Source organism: Nitrospiria bacterium (assembly GCA_035498035.1).
Lineage (GTDB): Bacteria > Nitrospirota > Nitrospiria > JACQBZ01 > JACQBZ01 > JACQBZ01.
The window spans coordinates 1-8,885 of the sequence record DATKAN010000030.1; the positions used below are offsets into that span (position 1 = coordinate 1).

Here is an 8,885-nt window from a genome sequence, read left to right on the forward strand (position 1 = left end):
TTCGGAGTCAATCACGTCACCGGAGATTATTCGCGGGGGGCGATGGGACTTTGGATCGAAAACGGCGAGTTGACCTATCCGGTGGAGGAAATCACGATCGCGGGGAATCTCAAGGAAATTTTTATGGATATCGAAATGATCGGAAACGATCTGGAGCTTCGGGGCACGATCGCGGCTCCCACGATCAAAATATCAAGAATGACGGTGGCGGGTCATTAACGGCGAAGAAGGGCGGGCAGAAAAGATGAAAATCGTAAAGGCCTTTGCTCCGGCATCCATCGGAAATATCGGTCCGGGATTCGATGTCTTGGGAATGGCCATCACCGGTCTGGGCGACATCGTTACGGCCGAAAAAAACCGGATCCGGGATGTCGTGATCCGCGAGATCAAAGGGGGGGACCGAACCATTCCTCTGGAAGCCGATAGGAATACGGCCGGAATCGCGGCCCGGGAGGTTCTCAAACTGGTCAAGGCCAAGCAGGGGGTTGAACTAACCATTCAGAAGAACATTCCCGGAACGGGTCTGGGCAGCAGCGCGGCCAGCGCCGTGGCCGCAGCCTTGGCGGTCAACGTCCTGTTCGGAAACAGATTGGAACGCGACGAGCTGATCCCGCCCTGCGGTATGGCGGAGCACACCATCAGCGGAGGGTACTTCATCGATAACGTTGCGGCCTCGCTGTTCGGCGGGGTCATCGTCAGCCATGCGGCCCAGCGCCAGGCCTTTTCGATCGGCACCATCCCCGACCTCATCGTGGTGGTCGTGACGCCGTATCACAGCGTGCTGACCAAAATTTCACGGGCCGTCCTTCCGGACAAGGTTCCTTTAAATCTGGTGGTGTCCAACATGGCCTTTACGGCGACGATGGTGGCGGCCGTGGCTCAGAAAGACGCCCGGCGCTTCGGTCTGGCGATCCAAGACGGCATCGTCGAACCGGCCCGGGCTCATCTCATTCCTGGATTTCAGGACGTGAAGGCCGCGGCTTTGAAGGCGGGCGCCTTGGGTTCTTCCATCAGCGGGGCCGGGGCGTCGGTCTTCGCCGTGACGGACCGATCCAGTTACGCCAAAAAGATCGGACTGGCGATGCAAAAAATCTTCCAGCAGCACGGGATCTCTTCCACGATCACCATTTCCAGGATCGACAAACAGGGTGCGCGCGTCCTGCGCGCGAAATAAATACCCATGGGCAAGCCCGTGGCACAAGCGGCACCGAATTTCAGCGCATGGATAGAAAATCCTTTGAAAGACTGGTTCAGGAGGCGCTCGATCGCATCCCGTCCGAATTCCAGTCCGCGATGAAAAATGTGGCGGTGGTGATCCAGGATTGGCCCGGACCCGAGTCGGACGAGGATGCAGACGGAGAGGAGGCGGGTAGCCTCTATGGGCTTTATCAGGGAATCCCGCTTCCCGCGCGGACGCCGGACGATTCCGGAACCACCCCCGACGTCATCTTCCTCTACCGGAAACCGCTGGAGGAGGATTTTCCGGATCGGGACGATCTGATCCGGGAGATCGAGACCACCCTTGTCCACGAGATCGCTCATTACTTCGGGTTTGGCGAAGAGACCCTTGAGCAATACGGATACGATTGATCCCGATGCCTGAATCCCAATCCAAAATGATCCAGAAACTTTTCATCGCCAACCGGGGGGAGATCGCCTGCCGGACGATCCGGACCTGTTGGGAGCTGGGCATTCGTGCGGTGGTGGGCTATTCCGATTCCGACGCGCTTTCCTATCACGTGAAGATAGCGGACGAGGCGGTCCATCTCGGTCCTTCCCCGGCCAAGTTAAGCTACATGGATATCGGAAAAGTGCTGGATGCCGCCCGGAAGACCGGCTGCGAGGCCGTCTTTCCCGGGTACGGGTTTCTGTCGGAGAATCCCGATTTCGCCCGGGCTTGCCGGGATGCCGGGCTGATCTTCATCGGGCCGGGCTCCGAGGTAATCGCACGGATGGGAGACAAGATCGCGACCAAGAAGGCCCTGGCGGATGCCGGCGTCCCGATCATTCCCGGCCTGCCGAAAGTGACCTCGGCCGATCAGATCGTGAAGTTCGGGAATCACGTGGGCTGGCCGGTCATTATCAAGGCGGTGGCGGGAGGGGGCGGCCGGGGCATGCATCGGGTCGATTCGGCCGATCAGGCCAAGTCCGCCCTCGAGAGGGCCGTTTCGATCGCGGAGAAGCTGTTCGGAAACGGCGAGGTGTACGTCGAGAAATATATCCGCGGCGCCCGCCACATCGAGTTCCAGTTCATCGCGGACGCGTACGGCCGCGTGATTCATCTGGGGGATCGCGAATGCTCCATCCAGCGCCGCCACCAGAAATTGGTGGAGGAGGCTCCGTCCTCCTTGCTGGACGAGCGTCTCCGGAACGAAATGGGCGAGGTCGTCGTCAAGGCCGCCAAGGAGATCGGATACGTCACCGCCGGCACGCTGGAATTCCTGGTGGCTCCCGATCTGCGTTACTACGCCATCGAAGTGAATCCCCGGATTCAAGTGGAGCATACCGTTACCGAAATGATCGTCGGCCTGGACATCATCCGGATGATGATCCGGATGGCCGTCGGCACGCCCCTCCGTCTCCGCCAGGAGGAGATCCGGATCTCGAGTCATGCCATTCAATGCCGGGTCAACGCCGAGGATCCCAAGAACGATTTCGCGCCCTCGTATGGAACGGTGACCTATCTGCGCCAGGTCAGCGGGCCGTTCGTGAGGGCCGACAGCGGCATCTACCAGGGCTGCGAGGTTCCGCCGTACTACGACTCCCTGGTTTCCAAAATCTGCTCGGTGGGGAAGGATCGGCCCACCGCCATCGAGCGGATGCGCCGGGCGCTTTCGGAGTTCACGGTCTGGGGCATCAAGACGACGATCCCCTTGCTCAAGAAAATCATGGCCCATCCGGATTTCGTCGCCGGACGCTTCGATACGGATTTCATCGACGATCATCTTGCCGAGCTCCTCAATTATGTGGAAGACGAGGATGAAATCCTCAGGATCAGCCGGTTCATCGCCGAGATCACGGCGCTCGGGAAGAATCCTTACAGCCGGTAGCGAAGAGATCCGGCGAGCCCCTACAATTCAAGAGCTGAGCATGACGGTCCATCCGAAAAAAAGCCCTCGTGAAAATATGGCCGCGCTGCGGGGCGACCGGGGGGTCTATTTCACCAATACCGGTCCCCGGGATACCGGACAGAGCGACTTCAAGAACCGCCATACGCTGTACGACCTGATCCGGCTGGCCCCGTTCTACAACCGGTCCGGATATTTCTCGGTCGAGAACCACGGCGGGGCCCGCTTCCATCAAAACCTGCTTCAGAACATGATCGACCCGTTCGAGGAGGCGGCCCTCTGGAAAGAACGGATGCCGGACGTGATGACCCAGACGCTGGTCCGTTCGACCAATCTCTGGGGATACCGGATGTATCCCCGCAATGTGATCCGTCTTTCCGTGAAGGCCTTCCTTCCCTACGTGGACATCTGGCGTTGCTTCGATTTTTTGAACTACGTTCCCAACATGATCCCGATCGCTGAGGCGGTGATGGAGGGCGGGAAGCTGTTCCAGCCCGCGATCTCTTTCAGCGTTTCCGAAGACTGCACCGACGCCTATTATCTGAAGGTGGCGGGGGAGATCCTCCGCGTCACCGGCGGGACCGGGGAGATCATCCTCTGCATCAAGGACATGGCCGGCGTCGGATCGCCCAAGCGGATCGCCCAGCTCACCGACGCGCTGCTTCAGAAGTATCCCGACCTGGTCATTCAATACCACCGCCATGCGACGGACGGCCTGGCCGTTCCGGCCCTCGTGGCCGCGGCCAAGGCCGGGGCGAAAATCCTCGACGTGACGGACGATCCGTTCACGCGCTACTACGGCCATGCGCCGGTCCGCGCCGTCCGGGCGCTCCTAGAGGAAATGGGGATCGAGACCCGGCTGGACCTCCCGATGGTGGACAAGGCGGACGAAGCGATCACCGGGTTTATCGGCCATTATCAGGATTTCGAGTCCCCGTTCCGCGGCTTCTCCTACAAGGTCACCGAACACAAGATGCCCGGGGGCGCTTTTCCCAGCTCGTTCGAGCAGGCCGCCAAGGGAGGGTTCCTTCCTCTCATGCCGCAAATATTAAGGGGGATGAGCGCCGGAAACCGGTTCATCAAGTATTTCGATGTCACGCCGGGCTCCCAGATCACCTGGACCACCTGGGCCGGCATCGTCCAGTATCACTACAAGGAGGGCGGGCTCAAGCAGGTCGAGGACCTCCTGGATCTGTGCGAGCGCTTCATCGCCCAGGGCCAGTCGTTCGATGCGCTCCGGCCGGAGGAGAAAGAGGTCTTGCTGGGACTGTATGCGCGCGCCACGGACGATCTGAAGAACCTCCTGTTGGGACGGTACGGACCGCTGCCGTTCGGCTGGCCGGCCGACTGGGTTTATCAGTCCGTGTTCGGGGAAGCCTGGCGGGAGAAGGTCGCGAAGGAGCGTTTCGAAGCTTCTCCGCTGGCCCAAAAACCGGAGGAGGAGATCGGACGGGCCCGGGAGGAGCTTCACAAAAAGATCGAGCGGCATCCCACCGAAAACGAGCTGATGCTCTATCTCCAGCATCCCGCCGCGGCGGTCGATTTCATCCGGTTCCGGACCCGTTTCGGAAACACCACGGTACTCCCGACCCAGGTCTGGTTCGACGGTCTGAAAGAGTCCGGGAGCGAGGTTTCCTTCGAGGCGCACGGAAAGCCCAACACCATCAAACTGGTTTCGATCGGTCAGGAGATCGACGGGGTCAAGCATATCGTCCTTTCGGTGAACAACACGATGCATGTCTACCCCGTCGAAATGCCCTCCCGAAAAACGGCCCAGAAGGCCGGGGCGCGCATGGCCGATCCGACGATCCCCGGGCAGATCGCCTCCCCCATCATGGGGAACGTCTGGCGGATCGGAGACAAAGACCGTGTCCTGATGGTCGGGGACATCGTCCGCGAAGGGGAAGAGATCATGAACATCGAGGCGATGAAGGTCGAGACCGCCGTCCTGTCGCCGATTCACGGCGTCGTCAAGGAGATCTCCGCCAAACTCAACCAGGCCGTCGTTGAAAAACAGCTACTGATGGTCCTGGAAGAGGTCCGGCCGGAAGAGCGAAAACAAAGCCGCGCTCGGTCCAAAAACAATAAGAAGTCGCGATAGGAATCCAAGCGCGTCACGGTTGTCCGTGATTGGCTGGGGAGGAGAAAGCTGTGATCGACGTCAAGACCCTGGACGAAGGCGATCCGATGATCTTCGACGTAACGGTTCAGGACGAGGTCGGCACGAGCCGTTACAAGGTCACAATGGCGCCTGCGACCTACCGGAAGTTGACGGGCGGAAAGGTTTCTCCGGCCCGCTGCGTCCAGGCGGCGTTCGAATACCTGTTGGAACGCGAGAGCAAAGATTCTATTCTTGCCAATTTTGATATCACCCTCATCTCGGCCTACTTTCCGATGTTCGGAAGCGAATTTAAAAATTATCTTTAAAGGAACGTTTGCGTTCTATCCGGCAGTGTGATAGTGTAAAGAGTTCTGAAAATCATTCTAACTACCTTGGGGAACCAAAATGGCGGGCCGTCCAAAAGCCACCGCGACGAAGCGGATCCGTGAGCGCGCGAAGGTCGAGAAGCGCAAGGAAAAGATCATGCGCCGTGAGGCCCGAAAGAAGGCGAAGGAAGCCGAGCTCCCCACCGAGGAGGGCATAGATCCCGATCTGGCCGGGATGAAGCCAGGTCCCCAGCGCCCCCTCTACTGACACCGCGCCCTTTGAGATTTTCGACCTTCCTGTGTCATAATTTCTGCATGAATACTCGCGAAAACTTGAACCGTCAATACCCGATGTCCGAGGCGGGTTACGATCCGCGGCGGCGGTGGCGTTCTCGAATCGGATGATGAAGGCGGGCGACGGAGCACCGCCCGAGTTTCTATTGACCCATCCCGGCGACGGGCACCGGGTCCGTCAGATCGAAAAGTGGCGTCCCGAGCTGGAACCGATCTATGAGAAGCACAAGACGGCATCTTGAGCATTTCAAACAGCGATTCCAATGGATCTTTCTTCGGAGGGGTCTTGGTAACGTCCGCCCAGGTTGAAACCATCCACGCGTCGGTAACCGGGAGGGCCCGCTTTCATGTCCCGGCGCTTCGCCGCTCGCATCCGCTAAAGCGCTGGCTGGAAAAAGAGCTCGTTGGGTCGGCCGGGATCGAACGCGCTTCGGCCAGCCCCGTAACGGGCAATGTCCTCGTTTATTACAATCCGGCAGGGGATCCGCAGAATGTTGCGAACCGCATCTTCGATCTCATCGAGAGGTTTCAAGCCGAAGGGTTTGCAAAAGCCCCGATGGGCGGCCCCTCGGCCTCTCCGCCAAATCCGACTTCGCGCCCCATTGAATCGCCGCCGGATGCATGGCATCACCTTTCTGCCGGAGAAGTGCTGACGGCGCTTGAGTCGAATTCCGGGGGCCTGTCTTCCGCCGGTATTGCCGGGCGGATCCGGCGGCATGGGAGGAATATCCTTCCCGGGGCGGAGCCGGCCTCGGCGCTGGGCACTTTTGTCGACCAATTCCGATCGCTGCCCGTCGCACTGCTGGCCGGCGGAGCCGCGCTCTCTTTTTTGACCGCGGGCGCGGCCGAGGCCTTCGTGATTTTGGGAGTCCTAGGGCTCAACGCCGCGGTCGGATTTATTTTCGAGCGTCGGACCGAGACGACGATTCAATCGCTGAGGAGTTTCGGACGCCCTCCGGCTTGGGTCATCCGCGACGGAGAAATCCAATCGATCGATCGGGAGGAAGTGGTCCCCGGAGATACCCTCGTTCTGAAGCGCGGGACCCTGGTCCCGGCTGACGGGCGGATCATCGAAGCGGACCGGCTTCGTCTCAACGAGGCGGCGCTGACGGGCGAGAGCATGCCGGTTTCCAAGCAAGCGGAGGTTCTCCTCGACCTGGAAACCCCCGTCGCCGAGCGGGTGAACATGGTGTACCGGGGAACGCTGGTGAGCGGCGGCAGCGGTCTGGCCGTGGCCATCTCCACGGGAAAAACCACGGAGCTGGGCCGGATTCAAGGCTTGGTCCAACTGGAAGAGCTGCGCGCCACTCCGATGGAGCGAACGCTGGATCATTTGGCCCGCCAGGTCGCGGTGATCAGCGGTTGCGTCTGCGGCCTCTCTTTTCTCGTCGGGATTCTTCAAGGCTACGGATTGCTGGAGCTCCTCAAGGCTTCTCTTTCGCTGGCGGGCGCGGCCATTCCCGAGGGATTGCCCACGATCACGACCACCACCCTGGTCCTGGGCGTCCGTAACATGCGCCGCCACCGCGTATTGATCCGTCGCATCGAAGCGGTTGAGGCGCTCGGCTCCGTTCAGGTCCTCTGTTTCGATAAAACTGGCACCGTCACGTTGAACCAGGTCACGGTGATTTCAATCCATGCGGGAATGCGACGGATCGACGTGTCCGGCGGAGGTCTCACGGCCGACGGAGTCCCGGTTGATCCGGACCGGTGCGAGGAGCTGCTCCGGTTGTTGCATGTCGGCGCGCTCTGCAGCGATACCGACGTACGCCGCGGGGAGAACGGGTTGGTCCTGAATGGGCCGCCGATAGACAATGCCCTCCTGAATCTGGCCATCGGTGCTGGGGTGGATGTTCTTGAGCTTCGGAAGATCCATCCCGTGGTCGCGGTTCGACGGGGCTCCGCCCATCGAAAATACATGATGAGCATACACCTGTCCGTGGGAGTCGGGGCCGACGGTGCCGGCCTGATAACGGTCAAGGGGAGACCGGCGGCTGTTCTGGCGCGGTGCCGTTGGCAGATCAAAGAAGGAAGGGTCTTGCCCCTTGAAGAGGAGGACCGGCGCCGGATCGAAATCGAGATGGATCGTTTCTCGGCCAATGCCATGCGAAGGGTGGGATTCGCCTACCGGGAGATCGATGCTCCGAGAAATCTTCCCGAACAAGACCCGTCGGACCTCACCTGGCTGGGCATGGTCGGACTCGCCGACCCCATTCGGCCTGGCGCCAAGGAACTGATCCGCGTCTTTCATCAAGCCGGAATTGCGACCGTGATGATTACCGGCGATCGAACGGCCACCGCCTATTCCATCGCCAGGGAACTGGGCCTCGCCGGCGGGGACCAGATTGAAATTCTGGATTCGACCCACCTTCGCAATCTCGAGCCGGAGGTTTTATCCGGACTCACCGAGCGGGTGCAGGTGTTCGCCCGACTCAGCCCGGCCGAAAAACGACAGATCGTTTTGGCCCTTCAGCGCCGGGGCAAGGTCGTGGCCATGACCGGGGACGGCGTCAACGACACCCCGGCGCTCAAGGCGGCCGACATCGGGATAGCGATGGGGAAGAGCGGCACCGTCATGGCCCGCGAGGTCGCGGACGTCATCCTGGAGGATGATCGGCTCGAGACGATGATCATCGCCGTTCGCCAGGGTCGGACCCTCTACGACAACATTCGTAAATCCGCCCGTTATCTCCTGGCCGCGACCCTCGGGGAAACCCTCGTGAGATTCGCCGGGTTCGCCTTGAATTTCGGGCCGTCCACTCCGTTTTTGTGGGTCAACCCGATTTCCCCGGCCATTGCCTTGGCGCTCGAGCCTCCGGAGCCGGATGTATTGAATCGCCCGCCGAGACCCTCGCAGAAACCGATCATCGGTACGGACGATTTGAAAAGGATCGCCTTCGAAGGGGGAATGATATCCCTGGGCGCAATGGGTGCCTACGGTTATGGACTATCCCGCTATGGTCCCGGGGCCCGGTCCGGAACCCTCGCCTTTATGGGGTTGTCCGGCGCGCAACTTTTACACGCGCTGAGCAGCCGGTCCGAGCATTATCGATTGTTCCGACAAAGAGGTTCGGGGGAAATGCCGCCATCTCCCTC

The 8,885-nt window shown here is 60.4% G+C and carries 9 protein-coding genes; all 9 read left to right on the plus strand.

From position 1 onward, the window contains the following. A partial coding sequence (locus tag VMN77_06580) for a metallopeptidase TldD-related protein (protein HTN43446.1) occupies positions 1-219 on the plus strand: 219 nt, incomplete at its 5' end. Between the two features lie 25 nt (positions 220-244). Further along, the gene (locus tag VMN77_06585) at positions 245-1,174 is read left to right on the plus strand and encodes a homoserine kinase (GenBank protein ID HTN43447.1); all 930 of its coding nucleotides are present in this window, start codon (positions 245-247) and stop codon (positions 1,172-1,174) included. 47 nt (positions 1,175-1,221) lie between these two features. Further along, a complete protein-coding gene (locus VMN77_06590; protein HTN43448.1) occupies positions 1,222-1,590 on the plus strand; it encodes a metallopeptidase family protein in 369 nt (122 codons plus the stop codon). Positions 1,591-1,595: 5 nt separating this feature from the next. Beyond that, complete coding sequence (locus VMN77_06595; protein ID HTN43449.1) at positions 1,596-3,050, plus strand: biotin carboxylase N-terminal domain-containing protein; 1,455 nt, start codon at positions 1,596-1,598, stop codon at positions 3,048-3,050. 40 nt (positions 3,051-3,090) lie between these two features. After that, entirely contained in the window at positions 3,091-5,169 is a 2,079-nt protein-coding gene (locus tag VMN77_06600; protein ID HTN43450.1) for a biotin/lipoyl-containing protein, read from the plus strand. Positions 5,170-5,219: 50 nt separating this feature from the next. Continuing rightward, positions 5,220-5,495 carry a hypothetical protein gene (locus VMN77_06605; protein ID HTN43451.1) on the plus strand — a complete coding sequence of 92 codons (276 nt, stop codon included), beginning with the start codon at positions 5,220-5,222 and terminating at the stop codon, positions 5,493-5,495. Positions 5,496-5,574: 79 nt separating this feature from the next. Next, the gene (locus tag VMN77_06610; GenBank protein ID HTN43452.1) at positions 5,575-5,763 is read left to right on the plus strand and encodes a hypothetical protein; all 189 of its coding nucleotides are present in this window, start codon (positions 5,575-5,577) and stop codon (positions 5,761-5,763) included. 115 nt (positions 5,764-5,878) lie between these two features. Further along, positions 5,879-6,031, plus strand: a complete 153-nt coding sequence (locus VMN77_06615) for a hypothetical protein (protein HTN43453.1) — start codon at positions 5,879-5,881, stop codon at positions 6,029-6,031. Between the two features lie 44 nt (positions 6,032-6,075). After that, the coding region (locus tag VMN77_06620; protein ID HTN43454.1) for an HAD-IC family P-type ATPase at positions 6,076-8,885 on the plus strand (2,810 nt) is incomplete at its 3' end.

What these genes read in the sequence shown, in the direction of transcription:
- VMN77_06590 (HTN43448.1), top strand. Translation starts at nt 1,222, where the DNA reads ATGGATAGAAAATCCTTTGAAAGACTGGTTCAGGAGGCGCTCGATCGC.
- VMN77_06600 (HTN43450.1), top strand. Translation starts at nt 3,091, where the DNA reads ATGACGGTCCATCCGAAAAAAAGCCCTCGTGAAAATATGGCCGCGCTG.
- VMN77_06585 (HTN43447.1), top strand. Translation starts at nt 245, where the DNA reads ATGAAAATCGTAAAGGCCTTTGCTCCGGCATCCATCGGAAATATCGGT.
- VMN77_06595 (HTN43449.1), top strand. Translation starts at nt 1,596, where the DNA reads ATGCCTGAATCCCAATCCAAAATGATCCAGAAACTTTTCATCGCCAAC.
- VMN77_06610 (HTN43452.1), top strand. Translation starts at nt 5,575, where the DNA reads ATGGCGGGCCGTCCAAAAGCCACCGCGACGAAGCGGATCCGTGAGCGC.